Annotated in this window: 21 protein-coding genes and 1 pseudogene; 13 read left to right on the forward strand and 9 right to left on the reverse strand. The window is 72.0% G+C overall.

Annotated elements, in window-relative coordinates:
- The first annotated feature begins 335 nt into the window (after positions 1-335).
- The gene (locus R2B67_RS19365) at positions 336-1,817 is read left to right on the forward strand and encodes a helix-turn-helix domain-containing protein (RefSeq protein WP_317824908.1); all 1,482 of its coding nucleotides are present in this window, start codon (positions 336-338) and stop codon (positions 1,815-1,817) included.
- On the opposite strand, the gene R2B67_RS19370 is transcribed toward R2B67_RS19365, so the two are convergent.
- Positions 1,807-3,801 (reverse strand): Ig-like domain repeat protein, encoded by a 1,995-nt coding sequence (locus R2B67_RS19370; RefSeq protein ID WP_317819793.1) that lies wholly within the window; start codon positions 3,799-3,801, stop codon positions 1,807-1,809. The two genes, R2B67_RS19365 and R2B67_RS19370, sit on opposite strands and share 11 nt — an antisense overlap.
- A 312-nt stretch (positions 3,802-4,113) precedes the next feature.
- Here R2B67_RS19370 and R2B67_RS19375 point away from each other — a divergent pair, with 312 nt between their 5' ends.
- On the forward strand, positions 4,114-4,656 hold the full coding sequence (locus R2B67_RS19375) for a GNAT family N-acetyltransferase (protein WP_317819795.1): 543 nt from the start codon (positions 4,114-4,116) through the stop codon (positions 4,654-4,656).
- Here R2B67_RS19375 and R2B67_RS19380 read toward each other — a convergent pair.
- Entirely contained in the window at positions 4,653-5,096 is a 444-nt protein-coding gene (locus R2B67_RS19380; RefSeq protein WP_317819797.1) for a thiol-disulfide oxidoreductase DCC family protein, read from the reverse strand. The two genes, R2B67_RS19375 and R2B67_RS19380, sit on opposite strands and share 4 nt — an antisense overlap.
- A 102-nt stretch (positions 5,097-5,198) precedes the next feature.
- Here R2B67_RS19380 and R2B67_RS19385 point away from each other — a divergent pair, with 102 nt between their 5' ends.
- Complete coding sequence (locus R2B67_RS19385; protein ID WP_317819798.1) at positions 5,199-7,679, forward strand: NACHT domain-containing protein; 2,481 nt, start codon at positions 5,199-5,201, stop codon at positions 7,677-7,679.
- Here the strand turns inward: R2B67_RS19385 and R2B67_RS19390 are convergent.
- The gene (locus R2B67_RS19390; protein ID WP_317819800.1) at positions 7,663-7,899 is read right to left on the reverse strand and encodes a DUF397 domain-containing protein; all 237 of its coding nucleotides are present in this window, start codon (positions 7,897-7,899) and stop codon (positions 7,663-7,665) included. The two genes, R2B67_RS19385 and R2B67_RS19390, sit on opposite strands and share 17 nt — an antisense overlap.
- A complete protein-coding gene (locus tag R2B67_RS19395; protein WP_317819801.1) occupies positions 7,896-8,732 on the reverse strand; it encodes a DUF5753 domain-containing protein in 837 nt (278 codons plus the stop codon). Before R2B67_RS19395 ends, R2B67_RS19390 begins: the two co-directional genes overlap by 4 nt.
- A gap of 156 nt (positions 8,733-8,888) precedes the next feature.
- On the opposite strand from R2B67_RS19395, the gene R2B67_RS19400 reads away from it, so the two are divergent.
- Positions 8,889-9,311, forward strand: a complete 423-nt coding sequence (locus tag R2B67_RS19400; RefSeq protein WP_317819803.1) for a hypothetical protein — start codon at positions 8,889-8,891, stop codon at positions 9,309-9,311.
- Positions 9,312-9,381: 70 nt separating this feature from the next.
- Complete coding sequence (locus tag R2B67_RS19405; RefSeq protein WP_317819804.1) at positions 9,382-9,669, forward strand: hypothetical protein; 288 nt, start codon at positions 9,382-9,384, stop codon at positions 9,667-9,669.
- Between the two features lie 25 nt (positions 9,670-9,694).
- Here R2B67_RS19405 and R2B67_RS19410 read toward each other — a convergent pair whose 3' ends face one another.
- A complete protein-coding gene (locus tag R2B67_RS19410) occupies positions 9,695-10,840 on the reverse strand; it encodes a methyltransferase domain-containing protein (protein ID WP_317819806.1) in 1,146 nt (381 codons plus the stop codon).
- Positions 10,841-11,281: 441 nt separating this feature from the next.
- On the opposite strand from R2B67_RS19410, the gene R2B67_RS19415 reads away from it, so the two are divergent.
- Positions 11,282-12,550: an MFS transporter gene (locus tag R2B67_RS19415; protein WP_317819807.1), complete on the forward strand. Its 1,269-nt coding sequence runs from the start codon at positions 11,282-11,284 to the stop codon at positions 12,548-12,550.
- Here R2B67_RS19415 and R2B67_RS19425 read toward each other — a convergent pair.
- The 3 genes and pseudogenes from R2B67_RS19425 to R2B67_RS19435 form a co-directional block, all read right to left on the reverse strand.
- A pseudogene (locus R2B67_RS19425) lies at positions 12,532-14,252 on the reverse strand (serine/threonine-protein kinase). The gene R2B67_RS19415 and the pseudogene R2B67_RS19425 sit on opposite strands and share 19 nt — an antisense overlap.
- Positions 14,253-14,523: 271 nt before the next feature.
- Positions 14,524-15,012, reverse strand: a complete 489-nt coding sequence (locus tag R2B67_RS19430; protein ID WP_317819811.1) for a MarR family winged helix-turn-helix transcriptional regulator — start codon at positions 15,010-15,012, stop codon at positions 14,524-14,526.
- Positions 15,005-15,613: a DJ-1/PfpI family protein gene (locus R2B67_RS19435; RefSeq protein WP_317819813.1), complete on the reverse strand. Its 609-nt coding sequence runs from the start codon at positions 15,611-15,613 to the stop codon at positions 15,005-15,007. Before R2B67_RS19435 ends, R2B67_RS19430 begins: the two co-directional genes overlap by 8 nt.
- Before the next feature lie 158 nt (positions 15,614-15,771).
- Between R2B67_RS19435 and R2B67_RS19440 the strand changes: the two genes are divergently transcribed.
- From R2B67_RS19440 to R2B67_RS19450, 3 genes are all read left to right on the forward strand, one after another.
- Positions 15,772-17,145 (forward strand): aspartate aminotransferase family protein, encoded by a 1,374-nt coding sequence (locus R2B67_RS19440; protein WP_317819814.1) that lies wholly within the window; start codon positions 15,772-15,774, stop codon positions 17,143-17,145.
- Between the two features lie 142 nt (positions 17,146-17,287).
- The gene (locus tag R2B67_RS19445) at positions 17,288-18,016 is read left to right on the forward strand and encodes a GntR family transcriptional regulator (RefSeq protein WP_317819815.1); all 729 of its coding nucleotides are present in this window, start codon (positions 17,288-17,290) and stop codon (positions 18,014-18,016) included.
- Positions 18,017-18,096: 80 nt separating this feature from the next.
- Positions 18,097-18,747: a putative DNA-mimic protein gene (locus R2B67_RS19450; protein WP_317819816.1), complete on the forward strand. Its 651-nt coding sequence runs from the start codon at positions 18,097-18,099 to the stop codon at positions 18,745-18,747.
- Between the two features lie 13 nt (positions 18,748-18,760).
- Here R2B67_RS19450 and R2B67_RS19455 read toward each other — a convergent pair whose 3' ends face one another.
- Positions 18,761-19,705 carry an SLATT domain-containing protein gene (locus R2B67_RS19455; RefSeq protein WP_317819818.1) on the reverse strand — a complete coding sequence of 315 codons (945 nt, stop codon included), beginning with the start codon at positions 19,703-19,705 and terminating at the stop codon, positions 18,761-18,763.
- A 327-nt stretch (positions 19,706-20,032) separates the two neighbouring features.
- Here R2B67_RS19455 and R2B67_RS19460 point away from each other — a divergent pair, with 327 nt between their 5' ends.
- From R2B67_RS19460 to R2B67_RS19475, 4 genes are all read left to right on the forward strand, one after another.
- Positions 20,033-20,377: a YbaB/EbfC family nucleoid-associated protein gene (locus R2B67_RS19460; RefSeq protein WP_026241856.1), complete on the forward strand. Its 345-nt coding sequence runs from the start codon at positions 20,033-20,035 to the stop codon at positions 20,375-20,377.
- A 156-nt stretch (positions 20,378-20,533) separates the two neighbouring features.
- Positions 20,534-21,133, forward strand: a complete 600-nt coding sequence (recR, locus tag R2B67_RS19465) for a recombination mediator RecR (protein ID WP_109164890.1) — start codon at positions 20,534-20,536, stop codon at positions 21,131-21,133.
- Positions 21,134-21,219: 86 nt separating this feature from the next.
- Positions 21,220-21,879 (forward strand): DUF5063 domain-containing protein, encoded by a 660-nt coding sequence (locus tag R2B67_RS19470; RefSeq protein ID WP_317819819.1) that lies wholly within the window; start codon positions 21,220-21,222, stop codon positions 21,877-21,879.
- A gap of 533 nt (positions 21,880-22,412) precedes the next feature.
- Positions 22,413-23,186 carry a thioesterase II family protein gene (locus R2B67_RS19475; protein WP_317819820.1) on the forward strand — a complete coding sequence of 258 codons (774 nt, stop codon included), beginning with the start codon at positions 22,413-22,415 and terminating at the stop codon, positions 23,184-23,186.
- Positions 23,187-23,317 lie beyond the last annotated feature (131 nt).

Raw genomic sequence — 23,317 nt, forward strand, 5'->3', positions numbered from 1 at the left:
TCTCACAGGTCGTCGGAGACCGACGACGTTAGAGGCCACCACTGACAACGGGCCGGGGCCGACCACCTGTCCGCGGCAGGAGCGTCCCGGCACGGGCGACAGCGACCACCCCCGTGAGCCGCTGCCACCCGTACCGGAACACCACGTTCGGACCATAGACCGGTGGGTAGGGGCACGGGGAGGTTCAATGCGCCCAGTGGGACGCCGGCGGGGGTAACACTCCGCACAGTGATGCCCAGGGGCGTACGGGGATGCTCAAGGGTGACGTACGGGGATGCACAGGGTGATCGGGGGATCATGTGCGAGCACGACAGCGTGACGACGACCTGCTGAGGATGCAGCGGCTGGCCCGCAACGGCGGAACGGCCGGCCTGCTGCGCTGGCTGGCGGGGCGCGCCGACGGCTGGGCCGGAATCGCCCGCTCCGACGGGACCCTGCTGAGCGCGTCCGGGGCGGCCCCGAGCGGCCCCCTGACCGCCCCGGCCGACGTCCCCGACGTGCCCCGCCTGATAGCCGAGGGCGTGCGGGCGCTGACCGAGCGCGGGGCCCTGGCGTACTCCCACGACACCGGAGCGCACACCGTCCTCCTCTTCCCGCTGCCCGGCCCGCACGACCCGCACGCCGAGGACCGGGGCGCCGCCCCCCTCCTCGCCGTCGTCACGCCCCGGCCCGTGGCCGCCGGGCTCGCCACGCTGCTGGCCGACGTGCTGATGCCGCTCTCCCTGTGCCGGGAGGCCGAGGCGGTCGAGCGCAAGCGGCGCCGGGTGGACCTCGCCGAGTCGCGCGGCCGGGAGGCGGTGCTGCACCTGCTGATGACGGGCCAGCTCTCCATCGCCCAGCAGGTGGCCGGTGCGCTGCGCCCCCGCCTCCCCGACCCCGTACGGGTCTGTGTCGTGGAGTGCCCCGGGGACAGCCGGGACGAGGTGGCCCGGGTCTGCGCCGAGGCGGACGGCGGCCGGTCCTGGATCGTGCGGTGCCCGGTCTACGCCCGCCACCTCATCCTCGTGATGCCGGCGGACGGCGGGACCACCACCGACGAGGCGGTGGCCGCCCTGGTGGACCGCTGTGTGGTGGGCGCCAGCGAGCAGGTGCCGCTGGCCGACACCGCCACCGGCTACCGCCAGGCCTTCCACGCCCTGGCCGTCGCCCGCGAAGTGCCCGGCCGGCACGTCCGGTTCGGCGCCGCCCCGGAACCGGCGCTCGTCGTCGGCACCGCCGGGCGGCAGTGGGCCGAGGCCCTGCTCACCCCGCTCCTGACGCACGTCCCGCGCCGGGCCCAGGACCCCGGGAACCAGGAGCTCACGGCGACCGCCGCGTCCTGGCTGGCCTTCTCGTCGCACGCGACCGACCACCTCAAGATCCACCGCAACACCCTGGCCGCCCGCCTCAGGCTCATCGGCGAGCTGCTCGGCCTCGACCTCCACCGGCTGGCCGACCAGGCGGCGCTCGACCTGGCCCTGCGCATCCGCGCCACCCCGGCCCCGGTCTGCACCCCGGAGGCCGGACAGTGCGACGGCGGGGCGGCGCACGACCTCGATGAGGTCCTGCGCCGCCCCGCCGTCCAGGAGTGGGCGCTCCGCCAACTGGCCCCGGTGACCGGGGCGGCCGAGGAGACCCTGCGCACCTGGCTGCGGTGCGAGGGCCGCCTCGGCCCGACAGCGGCCGAGCTGGGCATCTCCGTCCCCGGCGCCCGTAAGCGCCTAACCCGGCTGGAGACCGTGCTCCAGCGCTCGCTGCTGCGCCCGCCGAGCGCCCGCTACGACCTGTGGCTGGCGCTACGGGCCCGCGAGACAGCGGCGGCGGAGGCTACTTCGTGAAGATGAAGTACTTCCACGCCGAGTGCGTCGTGGAGTTGACGCTGTCACCGGAGGAACCGTTGACGTACGAGGTGCGCACGCGCATCTTGTAGCCGGTCTCGTGCGGTCCCTCCAGCGTCACGATCGACTTGCCGCTGGAGCCGAGCGCGAAGTACTGCTGACCCGCGTCGTACCAGGTGCCCTGGTAGTTCAGCTGAAGGGTCAGCAGGTGCTTGCGGCCCTTGTGGTAGGTCATGTTCGTGGTGAAGTCGGGGTTCTTCTTCTTGCTGTAGTACGCGTAGGAGGTCTTCCCGATCTTCGCCGTCTTGTACTGCTTGGACAGCTTCAGCGAGGCGTTGACCTTGGCGTACGCGGTCGACTTCACGGTCTTCGGCGCGTACCGGGCGTCACCCGCGAACACGGCGGTGACCGTCGTGTCGCGCTTCATGTTGACGGTGACGGACAGGTTGCCCTTGGAGTTGACCTTCGCCTTCTTGACCAGCTTCTTCGGCTTGTCGGCGCCGAAGGGGTCGGCCCACAGCTCGACGACGCGGTTCTTGTACGTCTTGCCGAGGGTCGCGGTGAAGGAGACGTTCTTGTTGTACGCGTAGACCGCCTTGTTCCGGTTCAGCTTCAGCGAGACCGCGGCACGCGACACGGTGACGGAGGCGGACGCGGACGCGGCGGTGTGCTTGGCGGAGCCCGCGTAGGTGGCCTTGTAGGTCACCTTGCCGCCGGCGGGCGGGGTGTCCTTGAAGGTGAACGCGCCCTTGGCGTCCGTCTTCACGGTGCCGAGCGACTTGCCCTTGGGGGACTCGACGTCCGTACGGGTCACGGTGACCGGCGTGCCGGCCGGGAGCGCCACGGAGGCCTTGATGGAGCCCTTGACGGTGAGCGCCTTGGCGCGCGCCGCCTTCGCGGGGGCGCTGATGCTCAGGGTGGCGACGGACCGCGTCGGGTCGGTGAGGACCCGGAAGGAACGGGTCCCCTCGCTGTTGACCGAGACGGCGAACAGCCGGCTGCTGTCGGGCGCCCAGGCCAGACCCGCATCCTCCAGGAGGTCCGACCCGCTGGACGTACCGGTGTTGGGGAAGTCGTACGTCCGCACCGGGACGGTCTTGGACGCGCCCTTCGGGTAGATGTAGACGTCCGGGTCGTACCAACCGGCGATCCCGGCCGCCACCGTCCCGTTGGGGGCGATGTCCACGGCGTTGGGGTAGTGCTTCGAGGTGTAGCCCTGCTCCGCCCGCAGGTCGGACGTCCGGTACACCTGGTGGAAGTAGGGCGCACCGCTGGCGACGACGAGCTGGGTCCCGTCCGGGCTCACCGCGATGTCGCTCACGTTGCTCGCGTCCGACCGGAGCTGGGCGGTCCGTTCGGCGGTGCCCGACGCCACGTCGTAGACCGCCAGCTCGGCCGGGCTCGAACCCTCCTCCGCCGCGGCCAGCTTGTCGGGCGCGCCGGGCGAGGAGGCGAGGACCGGCGCGGAGTACCACGTACGGTTCGGCTCCTGGTCCAGCGTGACGACCGGCTCCTCGCCGGACAGGTCCAGCGAACCGATGTTGCCCTCGGTCGCCGCCCCGTAGCCGAACCAGAGCTTCCCGCCCGCCAGGGCCGGGTGGGTCGGCCGGGTGCCCAGGCCGATGTCGTAGCGCGCGGACTCGGTCAGGGTGGCGGTGTCGATGGCCACGATGTGGTCGGAGGCCGCCACACCCGCGTACAGCGTGCCGGAGTCGGCCGACAGCTCCAGGCCGGTCACGCCGGGCAGTTCGCCCAGGACGCGGACGACCTTGCCGGAGTAGTCCGTGGCGAGGATCTGGCCGGACTGCGGGTCGCTGATGAACACCCGCTGGTGCACACCGTCGGCGACGATGTCGCCGAGCGAGGTTGCGGGAAGGATTCTGCTGCTGTCGGCGGCGGCAGTGCCCGCCGTACCGCCGACGAGCACCACGGAACTGAAGAGGACCGCGAACGCCGTCGCGGTCGAAATTCTGCGCGTGCGCACAGTTACTGATACCCCCACGGTATGAAAGGGCCGCGCGTCACCCGAGATGAGAGAACGAAGAGCTGGGGCGCGGCCAGGATCGCAGAATAAGGCACGCCACCGACAACGGAGCGCACTTTTCGCGCCTCCTGGCCATCCCCACGCCCCCGCGTGCGCGGGGGACTTGGCGGGGAAGCGGCCGGAGACCTGGCGGGGAAGTGGCCGCAGGCCTGGCGGGGAAGGGGCCGGGGGTTCTGGCGGAGAAGGGGCCGGGGCCTGGCCGGCCGGTTATCCGATTGCCGCCGCCGGGCCCCGTCGGATAGGAATCCCGCCATGCTCACCGGCGGAAAGATCGGGCTCCGGGCCCGGCACGAGGACGACATACCGGTCCTGAGGACCGAGCTCTACAACGACGTGGTCAACGCCGCCCGGGCCTCGGGTGTGCCCTGGCGGCCGCTGTCACCGGACGCCAAGGACTCGCCCCTGGCGGTGGACGCCGAGGAGAGCGAGGACCGTCTCTCCTTCTCCGTGGTGGAGCTGGAGGGCGGCACGCTCATCGGCATCGCGTCGGTGTGGGGCATCGACACCCACAACCGGTCGGCCCACCTCGGTCTCGCGCTGCTGCCCGAAGCCCGCGGCAAGGGGTACGGAACGGACGTCGTCGCGACCCTGTGCCACTACGCGTTCGTCGTGCGCAGCCTGCACCGCCTCCAGATCGAGACGCTCGCGGACAACACGGCGATGCAGCGTTCCGCCGAACGCAACGGCTTCGTCCGCGAGGGAGTCCTGCGCTCCTCGGCCTGGGTGCTGGGCGAGTTCCTGGACGAGGTGCTGCTCGGCCTCCTCGTGGAGGACTGGAAGCAGGGCCCCTCCTAGGGCTTGCTGTCCTGGGGCGTGTCCGGCCCGGACACGCCCCGGGCCTCCGCGCCCGGCCTGCGGTCCGCCGGCAGCGCGCAGGCCGGTGAACCGCCCGGCAGCCGGGCGCGGTTGGCGGCGACGAGACGGTAGACCCCGTGGGCGATCCACCGCACCGGCGGCAGCGTGAGCAGCCCGCCCAGCCACGCCCACCCCCCGCCCGCGCTGAGCAGGAGCTTGGCGACGGCCTGTGCGCCGCCGTGCACCGCACCGAGCGGCGTGACCCACAGCACCTCGTGCTCGGCCCGCTCCCGGGTGGTGCCGAGCGCGTCCAGGTCGGCGAACTGCCACGGGGTGACGGTGCAGCGCGGCCGCACCCATCGCGTGAGGACGTTCACCGACGAGGTGCAGAAGGCGCAGTCGCCGTCGTAGACGAGGACAGGAACAGGTCGCGTCACCATGCCTCCATCCTGCCCGGCCGGATCGTCCAGTTCCGGAACGCGCAGCCGGGACTGTGCCCGAACTTCGGCTTCTGGCACGAGGGTTAGGGGAAGATCGATGCCATGGACGAGAAACGGGAACTGCGCCTCCACACCGTCCTGCGGCACCTCAAACCGCCGCTGGCCGTGGTCACGGTGGCCGGCCTGCTGTGGACGGTGTGGACGCTGGTCAAGGGCGGGCTGGGGCCGGGCGACACGGCCGGTGTCCTCGCCCTACCGTTGACAGCGCTCGCCGCGTGGCTGGCCGTCGTGGCGATCCTCAAGCGGCGCCCGGACGCGAAGACGACCGCGACTCGGCTGGCCGAGCTCGTACGGAGCGCGGAGGAGAAGGCCGTGGCCCAGCTCCTCGGCGTCGGCACGCCGGACATCGACACGCGCTTCCGGGTCCCGGGCGACCGGCAGCCGCGCACCGGGGTCGTCGACCACTTCCGTACGCTGCGTCCCCGACGCGTCATGATCACCGGTGAGCCGGGCGCCGGAAAGACCATGCTGGTGATCCACCTGATGCTGGCGCTGCTCGAATCACGCGAGCCGGGCGCACCGGTCCCGGTCCGGTTCTCCGCCAAGGCCTGGAAGCCGGACCGCCCGTTCGACACGTGGTTCGCCGAGCAGATAAAGCGCGTGCACGCGCTGAGCGAGGCGGAGGCCCACGATGTCGTCACCGGGCACCACGTGATACCTGTCCTCGACGGCGTGGATGAGATGAGCTATACCCATGCGACAGCCCTGCTGAAGCAACTCAGCTCCGACCGGCAGAACATGGACCAGCGCCCCGTCATCCTCACCTGTCGCAGCGAACTGTACGAGCGCCTCAGCGAGGACCACCCGCTCACCAACGCCCACCACCTCGCCGTCGAACCCCTCACCGGCACCCAGTCCCTCACGTTCCTGGCCCACCACCCGCGCGTCCTGACCAACACCGAACGCTGGGAGCCGGTCCTGACCGAACTCCGGACCGCTCCCGACGGCCCGCTGGCCCGCAGCCTCTCCTCACCGTGGCGCCTCACGCTCGCCGTGACGGCCTACGCGAGAGACCCGGCGGGCCTCGTTGAACGCGCCGCTGCCGGGGACCTGTACGAGCACATGCTGGCCCGGTACATCCCGGCCACCGTCCGCCTGCACGTCGCGGAGGCGGACGAGAAAGGGTACGCCGAGGGGGACGTACAACGCTGGCTGGGCGAACTCGCCTGGCACTTCGGCCTGGGAGGCGCGGAGGAGGACGCGATAGCCGCCAAGGCGCAGAAGATGCGGCGACGACTCGAGCGGGCCCACAGGGTCATGACGGACATCCGAGTGGCCCATGAAGAGCAGCGGAGACACCTCGCGGCACTGGACGTGGCGCATCCCGAGTTCGAACAGCTACGGCAGGAAGTCGCCACCCGGGAAGCGGATATGGCATCGGTGGATGCCGAAGGCCGTCAGCTCAGAGTTGTGTTTCAGCAGGAACTGCGGTCGGACGACTTCATCCTCGGCGGCATCTCTGTCGGCCGCCTCGGGTCCATCGCGGGTCCACGCCGCATCCGTGCGCTGGATGCCCTGTTCACCGGCTCCGCCGCCGCAGTCGGCCTCCTCGTCGTCCTTGTCGCGCTGACCGGCGGGCCGTTGGCCGGGAGCGCCTGGTACGTGACCCCGGGGCTCGTGGTGGCGGCCGGTTCACTGACGGCGTGGCTGGCCTACCGCCAGGAGGTGTACGAGCTGCCACGGCTGGACGTGAGGCGCTTCTGGCGAGGCCGGGAGCGCCGCCGCCTGCTGAGGTTGCTGAGGTCGACGCTTCTCCGCTTTCTTGCCGCACCCGGTCTGGTCACCCTGGCCCTCGCGGCCGCCTCCGCGCTGGGCGCCTCCGGCTCCACCACGGCCATGGCCACCGGCCTTGCTGGCTTGGTCGCCTTCGAATTGCTGATTCCGTGGGCGGCTTTCGGGGAGCTGCGGTCACTCCTCTGGCGCATCATTTTCGTGGTCAGCGCGCTCTGCATGGGCGCCTCCGGCTACCTGGCGGGCGAGAGCGTCGGACAGGCGGGCGCAGCCACCGGTGAGGTGATGGCGCGCATCGGGGCACCTGCGGCCGCGTTGGCCGCCATATGGTTCCTCGCTCATCAGGCCCGGGGCGGGACCCTCGACTCCTGGCAGCTGCTGCGGCACAATCCGCGCGGTGGCATGCTCGGTGAGGTGGTGCGCGCCACGTTCCGCGGCACGGCCTACACCACGACCATGTTCACTGCACTGGCTGTTCCACGCATATGGAGTGGGAGCCTCGCCCTCACCCCGGCAGCGATCGCCACGACCTTGGTTTCCGCGACCGTCGTGATGGCCTTGATGGCCATCCCGGCGACCCGCCGCTACCTCCTCGCGCTCCTGTTCTTGCGCGGCCGACTGCCGTTCCGCCTGGGGCACTTCGTGAGGTGGGCCTACAAGGTGGGGCTGCTGCGGGCGGAGGGACCGGCGTATCAGTTCCGCCACCAGGAGCTTCACAGGTGGCTGATCATGTCGTACTGCGTGGGCGGCCCCGAGGCGGCCGCCCACGCATACGTCAATCCGCCCAGTTGACGAAGGTGGACCAGGCGTCGGGGGCGACGGCGAAGGCGGGACCGTCGGTGACCTTGGAGTCACGGATGTGGACGGCGTGGGGGCAGGCGGCGACCTCGACGCAGTTGCCGCCGCTCTCACTGCTGTAGGAGGACGTACGCCAGTCGAAGGCGACCTCGATGCACTCGCCGCCGCTCGCGTTGCTGTAGCTCGACTTGAACCATCGGAGGGTGCTGCTCATTCCTTCACTCCTGCCAACCGCATGATGAGGTCCAGCGATTCGCGAGGACCCAGAGCCTGTGACCGGATCTTCGCATAGCGCTGAGCGTAGACGCTGACCTTTGCCGGGTCACTGATCAGCAGACTCTCGTCCTGCGGCTCCAGATAGACGAGATGCTCATGCTCCGGGGTCTCCACCAGGTTGATTTCGCCGCGACCACCGTCGTACTCCCCGTACTTCCCGGCGTCCAGCGGCAACACCAGCAGCGTGACATTGCGTCGCCGAGCGCACTCCACGAGATGCAGCAACTGCTCCCGCATGATCTCCTCGTTGCCGATGACGCGGCGCAGGACGGCCTCGTCGATGATGATCTCGATCATCGGCAGCGGGTCGCGGTCGAAGAGGGCCTTGCGCGCCATCCGGAGCTGGACCAGCTCCTCCACTCGCTCGTCGGAGAGCGGCGGGTATCCGCCACCGATGAGTGCCCGCGCGTACGCCTCCGTCTGGAAGAGCCCGTGGATGACGTTGGTGGCGAACAGTTGGAGGCTGATCGCGGCCTGCTCCAGCAGCGCGCAGTCCTGGAACTGCTCGGGCAGCCGCTCCATCCGCATGTACAGCCGTGCGGTCTCGAAGACCTCGCTGCCTTCGCTCAGGACGCGCTTCAGCGCCACCAGCATCGCGTCACTGGCGGGCTGCGCGCACGTCTCCATCGCGCTGACGGCCGCCGCCGAATAGCCGATCTCGTCCCCCAGCCGGTCCTGCGACCAATCGCGCTGGACGCGCAGCATCCGCGTCACTTTGGCCACCAGCTTCGCCGCCGGACTGGCCGTCTCCTTGTTCTCCGCACTTGCCATGACGTGATCTCTTTTCGACTCAACCGAACTCAACCGGTCACTACGCGATGTGGCTGGAATCAACTGCCCAACAGCGAAGTTCGCGCAGGTCAACGGGTGTGCGACGGCCCTCGCCAGTCGTAGAGAACGCTAGGTGATCGCGGTCACAATCGCCCTGTGAATGCACTGAATGGTGAGCGCAATATCGGGTGGGTCCCGGACTCGGGATTCCAACTCCGCAAGGCGGGCGTGCAATTCGACGCGGTCCGCGTGGACGGTGAGGCCGGGCGGCGGCTGGCCGACCTGATGGAGGAGTTGGTCGGCGGCGAACCGGGCCCCGTGGTGACCGAGGCGAACGGCCGGCGCGGCGTCTACTTCCTCGTACCGCCGGGCTCGACGGCACACCGCTGCTGGCCGCGCGAGGTGACGATCCTGAACGCGGCGAGGAACCGGGTGAGTTACGTACCCGTCCCGGCGCTGGAGGGCCGGACATGGCCGCTGTCGTGGCGGTTCCCGCCGACGGCTCCGGGCCGCTTCGTCCACACGCTGATCCTGATCAACGCGGCGGAGTCGCTGCTGTACTTCGGCCGCGACAGGTGACGGACGGTCCGCCGGGGCGGGCGCGGCGCCCCTCTAGGCGTCGTTGCCGTCGTGCTCGTAGGGTGCCTCAATGCCGAATCCACGACGGATGAGCCGCCGCGCCTGGGTGCTCACCGGGGCGGGGCTCTGCGGGGCCGGCCTGGCCGCGACCGCCTGGCTCCAGGGTGCGGCGTCGCCACCGGAGGCGCGGCCGGAGCGGCACGTCAAGGCCGAGTGCCGCGAGTACATCGCGGAGATCGAGGGCCAGCTCGACAGGGCCAGGCGGGACGGCGGGGAGAAATCCGGAATCCTGACGTTCATGCCGGTCGGCATGGACTGCAAAGACGAACTCAACGACCTCCTTGGAGACGTTCGGTGACCGCCCCGGGTCCTGTTCGGCCGCCTCATGTGTGCGGCGGGCGCTGATGGGCAGGGGCGAGCGGTTGCCAGCGGGGGCCGTGCGGGTCGTCGCCGGTGAAGACGTGGTGGGCTTCGGGCGTGATGTGGAGTCCGAAGTCGTACATGCCGGGTGACCCCCGCTCCTCCCATGCGGTCCAGGCCCGGTCGACCTCGTCGGCCAGGTCGCGCTGCCCGCCACGGTGTGCGGTCACAGCGGTACCGGCCTGCTGGAGGACGGCCCAGGACGAGTGCCCGTCGCTGAGCCAGGCGGTCGCCAGCCCGTCGGTCCCGGCGTCTCGGGTGTCGAGGTGCACGTCGGGCAGGAGCACGCGCAGCACGAAGAGCACGTCCGGGTGGGCCAACTGCTGGACAGACCGGGGGAACTGCGCTGGTGCGCCGACGTCTCCGTCCCGTACACGTTCGAAGGGTGCGGGCGGGCGTCCCGCGTGGCGGGTGGGCATGAAGCGGGCAGCTGCCTGCATCCAGCCGGTCGCCGACCCGCCGTCCTCCGCCACGGTGAGGGCGACACACCCGGTGTGCCCCCAGGGGGTGACGATGCGGCCGCCCGGCTGCGTGCGCTCCACCCAGGCCCAGGGCACGTGGTCCACGGCGTAGGTGGAGATGACCCGGTCGAAGGCATCCCCCTCCGGCAGCTCGGCGTCGCCGTCACCGGTGATGACCCGGACGCGGTGGCCGGCCGCCTCGATGCGTCGGCGGGCGTGGGCGGCGAGTCCGGCGTCGATCTCGATGCTGGTGACGTGGCCTTGTCCGGCGCGCTGGGCGAGCAGGGCGGCGTTCCAGCCGGAGCCGGTGCCCAGTTCGAGCACCCGGTGTCCGGGGTCCGGTGCGAGCGCGTCCAGCATGGTGGCGACGACGGCCGCGCACGAGATGCTGGAGGTCGGCAGGGAGTCGGTGACCTGGGTGACGGTGGAGCCGTACGGGTCGGGGTGGACAGCGGCGGCCCACGCCTCCGGAGCCTCGGCCCGGCGCACGACCTCGTACCGCTCGCCTGTCCAGACGTGCACGGCATCGGGTGCGAAGCGATCCCGAGGGGCCGCCTCCATGGCCTGGCGCACCCAGGGCGAGTCCGCAGGCCACAGGCCCCCGGCGGTCATCGCGGAGAGCAGACGGAGGCGGCGCTCTTCCAGCATGTGGGGCTACTTCCGACGCGTGCCGGTGGGCGGGGGAGTGGGCGGGACCTGGCCGTCCGAGTTGCCGGGCGGCGGCTTGCCCTGCGACGGGTCCGGTGCCGGCTTGCCGTGCGTACCCATGAGGACCTCCAAGTCAGAGGCGTACGCAGACGTCTCATCTTCCCGTGAGGCTCGCACTCTCCGGGTGCGATCGGGGTCATTGGCCGAAACGGTTCCTGCCGGAGAACCGGGTGTTCTGATGATCGTCCGTCCGGCCCGGCTCCACCACGGGAGCGTGAGGGGCCGGTCCCGGTAACCGGTCCGGGAGGCTGCGGTAACCGCCTGGTCGCAGCCCGGACGCAAGGGGCGAAAGGCTCTGTGGAGGCGGAGCGCCCGACCGTACGCTTCAGGCGCATATCCGTTTCCCCCGTCCCCCATCTGGATAGCAGAGGCGCCGCTCTCATGAAGGACCTGCCGGTCATGGACGCACCCACCCGACGCTGGCGCGCCGCGCTCTTCCTCTTCATGTTCGCCGCCGGGGTGAGCCTGGCCTCCTGGGTCGCCAGGACCCCCGCCGTCCGGGACGCGCTGGACGCCTCCACGGGTGCCATGGGGCTGGTGCTGTTCGGCCTCTCCGTCGGCTCGATGGGGGGTGTGCTCATCTCCGGCGGGCTCGTGCGCAAGTACGGCGGCCGGCCGGTGATCGCCGTCGGGGCGGGGCTGTTCGTCGCCGGGCTGCTGGTGATCGCCGGGGGTACCGCCCTGGAGGTGTCCGGCGGGGTCTTCGCCGGACTGGCCCTGTTCGGGGCCGGGATGGGGCTCGCGGAGGTGGCGTTCAACATCGAGGGCGCCGCGGTGGAGCGGACCGCCGGACGCCCGGTCCTGCCGGTGCTGCACGGCTGCTTCAGCCTCGGTACGGTCTTCGGCGCGCTGCTGGGGATGGGGCTGACGGCGGTGGCCTTCCCGGTCGGCTGGCACCTCACGGGGATCGCCGTCGCCGCCGCGGTGGCCGGGCTGTGGACCGTACGCGCCATCCCCTCGGGGACCGGGCGCGAGGAGACGGAGGCCGGCGACGACGGGGAGCGGACCGGGGGCCTGCGCGCGCAGTTGGCCGTGTGGAGCGACCGGCGGCTGGTGCTGATCGGGCTGATCGTGCTGGCCATGGCGTTCGCGGAGGGCTCCGCCAACGACTGGCTGCCGCTGCTGATGGTGGACGGTCACGGGACGAGTGCGACGGCGGGTTCGCTGACGTTCATGCTGTTCGCCGTCGCGATGACGACGGGCCGGTTCGCGGGCGGGCCGCTGCTGGTGCGGTACGGGCCTGCGGCCGTGGTCCGGGCGAGCGCGGTCGTGGCGACGGTGGGGGTGGCGCTGGTGATCTTCTCGTCCAGCGCGCTGCTGGCCGGTGCGGCGGTCGTGCTCTGGGGCCTCGGCGCCTCGCTGGGCTTCCCGGTCGCGATCTCGGCGGCGGGCGAGGGCGAGAAGGAGGCCGCCGCCCGGGTCGGGGCCGTCGCGACGGCGGGCTACGTCGCGTTCCTGGTCGGGCCGCCCGCGCTGGGGTTCCTGGCCGACCATGTGGGCCTGCGGCTGGCGATGCTCGTGGTGTTGGTCCTGCTGGCGGCGGCTGCGCTGGTCGCGGGGGCGTTGCGGCCGGCGGGGGCGGTGCGGCGTACGGACGCGGTGTCCTCTTCCCCTACGGAGGAGTCGTCCGCTCAGTCCGACCTGGTGTAGATCAGGCTCTCGCCCGACGCGGTCGTCGTCCGGCGCAGGGTGCCGTCCGGCAGGAGGGTCAGCTCGGTGGCCTTCCCGGGCGAGCAGGAGGCGGCCGGGCGGCCCACGGAGACGGTGGAGGGGCCGATGCGGACCGGTTCGCCGTCGGCCGGACGGGCGGCCAGGGGAGCGGTGAACTCGCAGTGGTACGTGGCGCCCAGCGCCAGGGGGCCTTCGGCGGTGAGGGAGAGGACCTGGTCGCCGACGTCGCCCTGGCGGATGGTCAGCTTCCGGGTGGACGCGCCCCGGTCGCCGGGGAGCGAGGCGGACCAGGTGCCTAGGTAGTCGTCCGGGACGCCGCCGTCGGCGCCGGTACCCGCTGTGTGGCCGGAGGCGGAGGTCGACGGGCCGGGGGTGGGCGTGTCGCCGCCCTTGTTGTTCATGAACGCGTACACGGAGCCGCCCGCGCCTATCGCCACGACGATCGCGACGGCGATGAGCGCGACCGTCGCCCCGGTGGAACGGCGCGCGGGGGTGGGAGCGGGGGCCGGGGCGGGCGTGAAGTAGGCCGGGGGGAGGGGGGTGTTGTACGTCGGGCCGGGGGTGGGGGTGAGGTGGGGTGGTAGCTCTGGGGGTGGGGGTGGCCGTACGGCTGGGGCTGAGGCTGGGGCTGGTGGGTGTACGGGGGTGGCGTCGGGGTCGGCGGGGGTGTTGCCGCCTGCGTGGGTAGCGCGTGGACTGCGGCGGTTGCGGGCGGTGTGTGGGGGCCCTGTGGGTCCGCCGGGGCCTCCGGGTCCTCCGCGTCGAGCAAACCCACCGCGTGGCGGCCCAGTTGGGCGATGAGGGTGGCGGGGAGCCACGGCTCGTCCGCCTCCGCCTCGCCGAGGCGGGCCAGGATCTCGTCGGTGGTCGGCCGGGCCGCCGGGTCCTTGGCCAGGCAGTCCCGGACGACCCCGGCCAGCTCCGCCGGGACGCCGGCCAGGTCCGGGTCCTCCTGGGCGATCCGGAACATCAGGGCGTGCACCCCGCCGCTCTCGGCCGCGCCGAAGGGGAGCCGGCCGGTCGCCGCGTACGCGAGCACCGAGCCCAGGCAGAACACGTCGCACGCCGTCGTCACGCGCTCGCCGCGCACCTGCTCCGGGGCCATGAACCCCGGCGAGCCGATCATCGCGCCCGTGCGGGTCAGGTCGCCGTCGGCCAGGGACTCCAGGGCGCGGGCGATACCGAAGTCGATGACCCGGGGGCCGTCGATGGTGAGCAGCACGTTGGAGGGCTTCAGGTCGCGGTGGATGAGCCCGGCGCGGTGGATGTGCTGGAGGGCGTGGGCGAGGCCGGAGCCGAGGAGCTGGACGGAGCGGGTCGGCAGGGGGCCGTACGCGCCCGCGTCGGTGAGGGGGGCGCCGGGGCGGCCGGAGACGATGCGGTGGAGGGAGGGGCCGGCGACGTAGCCGGTGGCGACCCAGGGGACCGGGGCCTCGGTGTCGGAGTCCAGGACCGGGGCGGTCCAGGCGCCGCCGACCTGGTGTGCGGCGCGGACTTCCTGGCGGAAGCGGGCGCGGAACTCGGGCTGTTCGGCGAGTTCGCGGCGGACGAGCTTGAGGGCTACGGTGCGGCCTCTGTCGGAGCGGGCGAGGAAGACCTGGCCCATGCCGCCTTCTCCTAGGCGGGCGAGGATGCGGTACGCGCCTATGCGGTGCGGGTCGGCGGGGCCGAGCTTGTCCATGTGCGGTTCCTCCCGTGCGGCCCGCACGAGGATAGCCCCGGTGGGGCGGGGGTGGTGCCGCCGCTGTCCCCGCCACACCCAGCCCGTCCGGCGTTTGAGGACGGAACCGGGGAGTGGGGGGTCGGTGCGTGGGCTTGGGCGGTGCTCCGGAGCAGCGGATGCGTTGAGCGCGGGCTCCCCAGCCCTAGGGTTCCGTCCTCAAACGCCGGACGGGCTTGGGTGGGCACCCGACGCGCTGGGGTGGCGGCCCCCCTCCGCGAGGGTTCCGTCCTCAAGCGCCGGACGGGCTGGAGTGGGGCCCCGTTGCTGAGTCCATTGCTGCCGTCAAGCGTTCCAGCACCTCCACCGTCTCCGCGAACCCCTCCGGCCCCAGCTCTGCCGCCAGGCGGGCGGCGAACTGTGCGTGGGGCGGGGTGATCCGAGAGACCGCCTCCCGGCCCGTGGCCGTCGGGCGGAGCAGCTTCGCTCGGCGGTGGGCCGGGTTGTCCACGTACTCCGCTAGGCCCCGTCCCACCAGCAGGTCCGCGATCCGCTGCACGCTCTGCCGGGTGATCCCCATCGTCCGCGCGATCCCCGCCACCGGCAACGGCTCCCGCAGCACCGCCCCCAGCACCTGCCACCACGCCGCCGTCAGCCCGCCCGGCTTGGCCAACTCCTCGGCCACGCCCAGGAACTGGCCGTTCAGCCGGAACACCGTCAGCGCCGCCCGGCTCAGCAGCTCCTGCTCGGACGGGACGCGCCCCGCACCCTCGCTACGCACCCTCCAGCACCTCGTACGCGCTCGCGTCCGAGTCGTGGAACAGCCGGTACCAGGCCCCGAGCTTCTCCTCCCCGTACACCCCCAGCAGTCCGAACACCTCCCGCGCCAGCGCCACCGGCTCCGTGGGCCCGGCCGTGATCAGCCCGCGGTCCGTCACCGCGTCGGCGTCCACGTACCGCGCGCCACCGCCGTACCCCGTCGCCGCCAGGTAGAACGAGACCGCGCTCGTGTGCGCCCGGTCGTCGAGGAGCCCCTCGCGGGCCAGCCCGGCGGTCGCCCCGCAGATCGCCGCGACCGGCACCTCCGCGTCGAGGAAGGCCCGTGCCGTACGGGCGAACGGGGCCAGGTCGTCGCCCGCGTCCCAGAGCCCGGCCCCGGGGAGGACGAGCAGCGCGCTGTCCTCGGGGCGCAGCTCGGCCAGGGCCAGATCGGGCTGGATGCGCAGCCCGCCCATGGTGGTGACGGGCTCCCGCTCCGGCCCCACCGTCCGCACGGTGTAGCCGTTCTGCGCGAGGAAGGCGGTCGTGTACCCGGTCTCCCAGTCGGCGAGGGTGTCGTACACGGCGAGATGAACCACAGGGCTGGTGCTGGTGCCGGTCATGGCAGCCTCCCGGAGTAGGTGACAGGATTCTGTCATGATGACAGCTTGCTGTCAATGGCCATCCGGACGCCCGGACCCGACACCCTGCCGAACCCCGCGCCCCACGCCGTACAACATGGCCATGGAGACCGGCCCCCACCAGCACCTACGCTCCCCGCATGACCCCTCATGCCCCTCATGCCCCGTACGCCGACCCCGCGGCCGGTGCGGCCGTGAAGGCCGCGGACCGCGCGCACGTGTTCCACTCCTGGTCCGCCCAGGGCCTCATCGACCCGCTCGCCGTCGCCGGCGCCGAGGGGTCCTACTTCTGGGACTACGACGGCAACCGCTACCTCGACTTCACCAGCGGGCTCGTCTACACCAACATCGGCTACCAGCACCCCACCGTGATCGCGGCCATCCAGGAGCAGGCGGGCAAGCTCGTCACGTTCGCGCCCGCGTTCGCGATCGAGGCGCGCTCCGAGGCCGCACGCCTCATCGCCGAGCGCACCCCGGGCGACCTGGACAAGATCTTCTTCACCAACGGCGGGGCCGAGGCCGTCGAGAACGCCATCCGCATGGCCCGGCTGCACACCGGCCGTACGAAGGTGCTCTCCGCCTACCGCTCGTACCACGGCGCCACCTCCACCGCGATCAACCTCACCGGTGACCCGCGCCGCTGGCCCTCCGACAACGGCTCGGCGGGCGTCGTACGGTTCTGGGCGCCCTTCCTCTACCGCTCGCCGTTCTACGCCGAGACCGAGGCCGAGGAGTGCGCCCGGGCGCTCCAGCACCTGGAGGACACGCTCGCCTTCGAGGGGCCGTCCACCATCGCCGCGATCATCCTGGAGACCATCCCGGGCACGGCGGGCATCATGACCCCGCCGCCGGGCTACCTGGCCGGTGTGCGCGAGATCTGTGACCGGTACGGGATCGTGTTCGTGCTCGACGAGGTCATGGCCGGGTTCGGCCGCACCGGCGCCTGGTTCGCCGCCGACCACTTCGACGTCGTGCCGGACCTGCTGACCTTCGCCAAGGGCGTCAACTCCGGTTACGTACCGCTCGGCGGTGTCGCCATCAGCGCCGAGATCGCCGCCACCTTCGAGACCCGCCCCTACCCCGGCGGCCTCACCTACTCCGGCCACCCGCTGGCCTGCGCGGCCGCCGTCGCCACCATCGGGGTCATGGAGGACGAGAAGGTCGTCGAGAACGCCGCCCGGATCGGGGAGGCCGTCCTCGGACCCGGTCTGCGCGAGCTCGCCGAGCGTCACCCCTCGGTCGGCGAGGTGCGCGGCCTCGGCGCGTTCTGGGCGCTGGAACTCGTACGCGACCGGGAGACCCGCGAGCCGCTCGTCCCGTACAACGCGTCGGGTGAGGCCGCCGCGCCGATGGCGGCCTTCGGGGCCGCGGCCAAGAAGCAGGGGCTGTGGCCGTTCATCAACATGAACCGGACCCACGCCGTCCCCGCGTGCAACGTCACCGAGGCCGAGGCCAAGGAGGGTCTCGCGGCGCTGGACATCGCGCTCGCGGTGGCCGACGAGTACACGGTGTAGCCGTACGGGCACTCTCGCGTACGCAATCGCCTCCCGTCGTGCCCGAAATCGGGCACGGCGGGCCGCTGCCTTAAGGTGACCCGAGCCGAAAGACGGCCGAATCCGGCTGGACACGGCCGGCGAACCGGAAGGGCGGCCACCGATGGTGCCGAGCGGAGGTGTGACCCGCAGTACGCTGCGCCAGCAGATCGCCGACGCGCTGCGCGACGAAGTGCTGGCCGGGCGACTGCGCCCGGGCCGGGAGTTCACCGTCAAACAGATCGCGGAACAGTACGGCGTCTCCGCGACCCCCGTCCGCGAGGCGCTCTTCGACCTCTCCGCGCAAGGGCTGCTCTGCTCCGACCAGCACCGCGGCTTCCAGGTCCACGAGTTCACGATTCGGGACTACCGGGCGATGGTGGAGGCCCGCTCCCTCGTCGTCGAGGGCATCTTCCGCCGCCCCGCCGACCAGGTGGCCGTCCGGCCCGAGGCGCTCGCCCCGATCCGGCGCCGGGCCGCGGAGGCCGTCCGCGCGGCGAAGGGCGGCGATCTCGACGTACTGATCGGGTACGACCTCCGCTTCTGGCGGGAGCTCGGGGCCTTCGTCCTCAACCCGTACATCACCGCCTTCCTCGCCAAACTCCGCGTCCAGGCCTGGGTGTTCGCCGTCCACCGGCTGCGCGGCGAGCACGCGGACGAGCATGTGCTGTGGTTCGGGCACGAGGAGCTGGTCGAGGCCATCGCGGGCGGCGACCGCGGCGAGGTGCTGGCGGTGATGCAGGGGTACTACGCCCACGCGCTGGCCTGGGCCGACCACTTGGAGGCCCGGGAGGCCGGGGAGGCCCGCGAGGCCCGGGAGGCCGGGCAGGCGCCGGAACGCCCGGAAGAGTAGGAACCCACGCACTGTGCGTCCGGTTCACCTCGCATTACGCTGGTCCGACGATCGCCGAACCTGATGGAGAGCGAGACTTCGTGGCCTGTGACCTGTGGCTCGTCCCCCTCGTCGATGTGCTGTGCCACAGCCCCGACAATCCGTTCGCCGAAGAGATCGCCGTCTACGACCGGGCGCTGAACGACGCGGGGCTGCCGCCCGTCCCCGTCTTCGCCTACATGCCGGGCCTCAACGGGGACGTGGCCCCGGTCGCGGGCTTCGACTACGACGCCCTGCACTTCCTGCGCCGCGCCTATCTCCTCCAGCTGAGCGGTCTGGCCGTCACCCCGGTCGAGGGGCTCGGCGGCGACTACGAGCAACTGCTGGAGATGTTCGAGCAGACCGCCCAGCAGTCGCACCTGGTCTGGCACTACGACCACGCCGGGGCGTACGTCCCGGTCGACTTCCTGCACCCGCTCTCCAACGACGCGCTGCTGGAGGGCGGCGGCCCGCTCGGCTCCGCGCACGGCCTGCTGCGGGAGCTGGAGTACGTGGCCCCGTCCATCGGCATCGACCCGGCCAACCCCCCGGCCGCCCCGCAGCCGCCGCCGGGCCCCACGGCCCTGGAGGAACCGGCGACCCCCGTCCCGTACGACGACAGTCCCTTCGCCCGGGAGCGCCACGTCTGGCTGGGGCTGCACGCGGCGGCCACCCGGTCGCTGGCCCAGGGCTCGATGATCATCTTCAGCTGAGCCACCTGGCGCGCTAGCGCGGCGCCTCCGGCGGCCGCTGCCGGGGCATGTTCGGGCGGGCGGCGACGGACGGCATGGAGAACCGTCCCGGCAGCCCGCTCGGCTCGGCCCGGCCGCCCGCGGTCCCGGAGACCAGCGCCTGCGTCCCCATGGGCGCGGGCCCCGCCCGGAACTCCACCATCCAGTCCGCCGTCTCCGACCGCACGAGCTCCGTGATGTCCTCGGAGAACCGCCGCAGCACCCCCAGGCACCGCTCCGTCGCCTCGCTGGCCGTCCCCTCGGACGGGCCGAGCGTCTCCCGTACGCACTCCGACGCCCAGTCGAACTGGAGCACCTGGAGCCGCCGCTGCACGGCCTGCGCGGTGGCGAGGTTCCTTATCCAGCCGGAGGTGAGCCCGAAATACCGGTCGCAGCCCATGCAGGCGGCGCCCAGCAGCAGCGAGAGGTACCCCCACCCGGCGGCCCCGCTCAGCGCCCCGGTCAGGTCGAGCAGTGGCAGCGCGACCCCCGCGACGACCCCGACGGCGGTGCCCAGCCGCAGGGCCCGGGCCCCCCGGCGCTTCCACACGCGGTCGGTGAGATACCACTCCGCCGTTTCGAGGGCGCCGGACTCGACCCAGCGGTAGAGCTCGTCGAGCCGCTCGGCGGGCTCGCCCCAGTCCCCGAGGGGGAAGGGCCGTCCGGTCAGATCGCGCCCGCCGGCCCCGGAGCCGCCGCCCCAGGCCCCACCGGCCCGGGCGCCGCCGCTCCCGGCCCCGCCGCCGCCCGATCCGTCCCGCGCGCCGGTGTCACCGGCTCCACCGCCGCCTCCGCCGGCGCCCATCCCGCGGCCTCCGCCGCTTCCCCCGGCTCCGCCGGCGCGGGAGCCAGAAGCGGAAGCCTCCACTCCGATCTCACCGGAACCCGCGTCGGACTCCTTGCGGGGCGGCCCCTCGGGCTGCATCTCCGGCTGACTCACCGGGGCACTCCTTCGCACTCTGACGGACGGAACGGACGCTCGGGGCTTCCTCGCGGGCAACGCGGATGACGCGGGTAACTCTGCGTCACCGAGCGTGCGCGCAGGCGTACCGATGTGCATGCCCTTCCTACCGCCGAATGGTGGGCTGCGGAGTCGAAATCGCGGGATTCCCGCCTGCGCAGGGCCGCTGGTCAGGTATAGGAGCCTTCACGGCGGTTGACGAATCTCACCCGAAAGAGTTGGTCCCCGGCGGGTGAAGCGCGGTGACCGGGGAGCACGTAGGCTCGGCTTACCGAAACATTTGTCGTCGAAATGCCAGGAGTGACCGTGATTCCCGGTGGTGGCCAGCCCGATATGCAGCAGTTGCTCCAGCAGGCCCAGAAGATGCAGCAGGACCTCGCCGCGGCCCAGGAGGAGCTGGCGAGGGCCGAGGTCGACGGACAGGCGGGCGGAGGCCTCGTGAAGGCCACCGTCACCGGCTCCGGCGAGCTGCGGGCCCTGGTGATCGACCCGAAGGCCGTGGACCCGGAGGACACCGAGACGCTCGCCGACCTCGTGGTGGCGGCCGTCCAGGCGGCCAACGAGAACGCGCAGGCGCTCCAGCAGCAGAAGCTCGGGCCGCTGGCGCAGGGCCTGGGCGGCGGCGGCTCGATCCCGGGCCTGCCGTTCTGATCCGGCCGGCCACAGGGCCTTGAGGTCCCGGCCGGCCACAGGGCCTTGAGGTCCCGGCCGGCCACAGGGCCTTGAGGTTCCGCAGGCCCGCGGGGCCTACTGGTACCGACCCGTACCCACTACGGTACGGAGCAGGAAGCGAAGAAAGGCGTTCCGTTGTACGAAGGCGTTGTTCAGGACCTCATCGACGAACTGGGCAGGCTGCCCGGCGTCGGTCCCAAGAGCGCGCAGCGGATCGCCTTCCACGTCCTGCAGGCCGAGCCCACCGACGTACGCCGTCTCGCCCATGCCCTCCTGGAGGTCAAGGACAAGGTCCGGTTCTGCGCCGTGTGCGGCAATGTCGCCCAGCAGGAGGAGTGCGGGATCTGCCGCGATCCGCGCCGCGACCGGAGCGTCATCTGCGTGGTCGAGGAGCCCAAGGATGTCGTGGCGATCGAGCGGACGCGTGAGTTCCGGGGCCGGTACCACGTCCTGGGCGGGGCGATCAGCCCCATCGAGGGCGTCGGCCCGGACGATCTGCGCATCCGTGAGCTGCTGGCCCGGCTCGCGGACGGCTCCATCACGGAGCTGATCCTCGCGACCGATCCCAACCTGGAGGGCGAGGCCACCGCGACGTACCTGGCGCGGATGGTCAAGCCGATGGGCCTCAGGGTGACCCGGCTGGCCAGCGGCCTGCCGGTCGGCGGCGACCTGGAGTACGCCGACGAGGTCACGCTGGGCCGCGCGTTCGAGGGGAGGCGGCTGCTGGATGTCTGAGACCGAGGCCGCCGCTCGCCCCCGGCCCTTCCCCGTACCGCCGTCCGCTTCACCGTCTGTGACCGTGCCCACGGGAGGTCCCCTCGATGTCTGACGCCACGCTGAACTCCGTCACGCAGGACCCGGGCGACTTCGCCGTCCAGATCGCGGACCAGATCAAGACGTTCATCGTCGCGGTCACCGAGGTCTCCAAGGTCGAGGAGCCGGAAGAGGCCGTCCCGGTGCTGCTGCTCCAGGTCTCGCAGCTCCTCCTCGCGGGCGGCCGCCTCGGCGCGTACGAGGACGTCCTCCCCGACGAGCGGTACGAGCCGGACCTCGGCGCCGAGCCGGACGCGGACGGGCTGCGGGAGCGGTTCGCGGCCCTCCTGGAGCCGATCGACGTCTACTCCGAGGTCTTCGACCCGTACGAGCCCCGCAAGGCCCCGGTCCCGCACCGCATCTCCGACGATCTCGCCGACCTGGTCACCGACCTCGGCCACGGGCTCGCGCACTACGAGGCGGACCGCACGGCCGAGGCGCTGTGGTGGTGGCAGTTCTCGTACTTCTCCAACTGGGGCTCCACCGCCTCCGCCACCCTGCGCGCCCTCCAGTCCCTGGTCGCCCATATCCGCCTCGGCCAGCCCCTGGAGGAGCTGGACGGGCTGGACACCGACCAGGACCCTGGTGAGGACGACCTCGCCGAGGAGGCGGGGCGCGTGATGCTCCAGGAGATCGCGGGGCCGCTGGGGCTGCGGCCGGTGAAGTAGCCGCCCCCGAGCCGGCGGGGCAGCCGCCCGGAACCAAAGCCTCCGTTCGCTTTCTCAGCCGGTCCCACGGTGAGTGCAGCCGTGGGGCCGGCTGCGTCGTGCGGTGCGGCCGTGCACGGGCCCGGCGCCTGGCCGAGAAGGGGTGGCTCGTGACACGTATCGGACACCGGCGCGTTCACCGCTCGGCGGCAGGCGTTGTCCCCGCGGCCGACAGGAGTTGGCCGGAATGCTTCATCGGCCGACGGGATCCCCGCGACGGGCCGCTGTTCACCGCTGTCACTCCGGATCGGCCGAGGTGACCGATGTCCGGCCGCACGTGCACGGCGGCTGAAACATACTGGTTAACAATGCGCTGGCAAGCATGCGTTTTTGGCCGTGATGCTGGTCAATACCGGCCATTGGCTCGGCCTGAACCCTTTCCTGGTTGCGTTGGTCCGCGCGCCCACTCGACAGTGATGCGAGAGGTGCGCGGTTGCTTTCCAAGTCTGCATGCGGGGCATCGAAGCATGACGATTCGTCAGGGCGGTCCGAAAGTGGCAAGTAGCGAACGGAATCTCTGGTTCCGGAAATTCGGCACCGATACACGGGAGGCCGCGCGCGCCGGTGCGCCGTTCGAGCTGATCTGTTTTCCGCACGCCGGGGGCGCCGCCTCGTACTGGCGGGGGCTGGCCGTGGAGCTCGCCCATGACGCGGACGTCCTGGCCGTCCAGTACCCGGGCCGGCAGGACCGCTACCGGGAGCCCGCCGTGGCGGACCTGCACCGGCTGGCCGACCTGATCGCCGAGGTGCTGGGCGGCTCCGGCGGCCGGCCCCGGGTGCTGCTCGGGCACAGCATGGGCGCCTCCCTGGCGTACGAGGTGGCCGCACGGCTCTCCCGTACCCCGGGCGGCGGCCCCGACCTGCTCATCGTCTCCGCCCGGCGGGCCCCGAGCGCGCCCGAACCGGGCTGGGGCTGGGTCGGGGACGACACGGCCCTCCTCGGGAGGGTGCGGGCGCTCGGCGGAACCGACGCCGCCTTCCTCGACGACCCCGAGCTGCGGGAGCTGGTCCTGCCCGCGCTGCGCGGCGACTACGGGGCCCTGGCCTCCTACCGGGGCACGCCGGGAAGGCCGCTGTCCTGTCCGGTGCTGGCCCTCGCGGCCGACAGCGACCCGGAGGCACCCGTCCGGGAGGTCGAGGCGTGGCAGGGCCACACCTCGGGCGACTTCCGCCTGCGGGTGTTCGAAGGCGGCCACTTCTACCTGGGCAGCCGGGTGGAGGAACTCGCCGACCTGATCCGCGGCAGCGTCACGGCCACCAGCGGCTGACCACCGCGCCCGGCGTTCACCGTCGCGGTATCCGGGGGTAACGGAATACAAACACGACCCGGATGTCACGAATCCGCCGAGCGAACGTCTTGTGTTCGTAATACGGGCTTGTTCTCGGCGAGCCCGCTGGT

Source organism: Streptomyces cyaneofuscatus, assembly GCF_033109485.1.
Lineage (GTDB): Bacteria > Actinomycetota > Actinomycetes > Streptomycetales > Streptomycetaceae > Streptomyces > Streptomyces cyaneofuscatus.

Coding starts and splice junctions, on each gene's coding strand:
- R2B67_RS19365 (WP_317824908.1), top strand. CDS start 336: ATGCAGCGGCTGGCCCGCAACGGCGGAACGGCCGGCCTGCTGCGCTGG.
- R2B67_RS19375 (WP_317819795.1), top strand. CDS start 4,114: ATGCTCACCGGCGGAAAGATCGGGCTCCGGGCCCGGCACGAGGACGAC.
- R2B67_RS19380 (WP_317819797.1), bottom strand. CDS start 5,096: ATGGTGACGCGACCTGTTCCTGTCCTCGTCTACGACGGCGACTGCGCC.
- R2B67_RS19385 (WP_317819798.1), top strand. CDS start 5,199: ATGGACGAGAAACGGGAACTGCGCCTCCACACCGTCCTGCGGCACCTC.
- R2B67_RS19390 (WP_317819800.1), bottom strand. CDS start 7,899: ATGAGCAGCACCCTCCGATGGTTCAAGTCGAGCTACAGCAACGCGAGC.
- R2B67_RS19395 (WP_317819801.1), bottom strand. CDS start 8,732: ATGGCAAGTGCGGAGAACAAGGAGACGGCCAGTCCGGCGGCGAAGCTG.
- R2B67_RS19405 (WP_317819804.1), top strand. CDS start 9,382: ATGCCGAATCCACGACGGATGAGCCGCCGCGCCTGGGTGCTCACCGGG.
- R2B67_RS19410 (WP_317819806.1), bottom strand. CDS start 10,840: ATGCTGGAAGAGCGCCGCCTCCGTCTGCTCTCCGCGATGACCGCCGGG.
- R2B67_RS19415 (WP_317819807.1), top strand. CDS start 11,282: ATGAAGGACCTGCCGGTCATGGACGCACCCACCCGACGCTGGCGCGCC.
- R2B67_RS19435 (WP_317819813.1), bottom strand. CDS start 15,613: ATGACCGGCACCAGCACCAGCCCTGTGGTTCATCTCGCCGTGTACGAC.
- R2B67_RS19440 (WP_317819814.1), top strand. CDS start 15,772: ATGACCCCTCATGCCCCTCATGCCCCGTACGCCGACCCCGCGGCCGGT.
- R2B67_RS19445 (WP_317819815.1), top strand. CDS start 17,288: ATGGTGCCGAGCGGAGGTGTGACCCGCAGTACGCTGCGCCAGCAGATC.
- R2B67_RS19470 (WP_317819819.1), top strand. CDS start 21,220: ATGTCTGACGCCACGCTGAACTCCGTCACGCAGGACCCGGGCGACTTC.